The sequence below is a fragment of the Spiroplasma endosymbiont of Megaselia nigra genome (assembly GCF_003987485.1).
Lineage (GTDB): Bacteria > Bacillota_I > Bacilli_A > Mycoplasmatales > Mycoplasmataceae > Spiroplasma.
In genome coordinates, this window is the sequence record NZ_RCOO01000308.1 from 1 (window position 1) to 827 (window position 827).

Genomic DNA, 827 nt, shown 5'->3' on the forward strand with positions numbered 1-827 from the left:
AGTCTTTTGTTTTTTTTATTAATGATTGTGTTTTATTTTCTTCACTATCTGAGGCATCACCAAAAGGACTAGAAAAATTACATGCTATATATACTTGTTCAATAATTGCTTTTTGGTCTTGTGTATATGTTTCTAAGGTTGGTGTACCTTGTAATACTTGTAAAGATTGTGATAATTGACCATCTACTGCTGATTGACCTGATTGAATAAAAATATCATCAAAAGCATCTTGTAATACCTTTTTATTGCCTTTATTATAAGCAGTCATTAAATCATCATCTAATACCCCATATCAATGAGTACGATTTGCTCATCTTTCTTTTGATTTAATATTAAAACTATCTTCTAAATCAAATTGTAATTTATAACAATTTGCCATAGTAGGTCGTGGATTTAAAGTGGTTGATGTAGATAAAAATAATGGATTAGGTTCATTAATCATTTCTCAAAAAGGTACAATACCTAATTTATTTTTAAATTCTTGGACTAAAACAGGTCTAACATCATCTTTAATTTGTGTTTTACTTTGTCCAACAACTACTTCATTATTTTTTGGTCAACCTTTAATAATTATTTTATCTTTGGTACAAATTAAATTTAAAATAAAACCACTATCTGATTGATGATAATTTAATCAAATATCAGCACCTTGTTCAATTTCATTTATTTTACTTACACGAGATGTAAAGTTAAAAGGATTAATTCATAAATCAATATTACCATCTGATGTTTCTAATAAACCAAAGATAGTTTTACCCATTAAACTTGCTGTTAATTCATTTTTATCTAATTTTTCTTTTATTTTATAAGTTTCATATCATCAATTT

1 protein-coding gene is annotated in these 827 nt (G+C 25.5%); it reads right to left on the bottom strand.

Annotation, left to right across the window (positions count from 1 at the left end):
* The coding region (locus D9R21_RS07830; protein WP_158614013.1) for a hypothetical protein at positions 1-827 on the bottom strand (827 nt) is incomplete at both ends.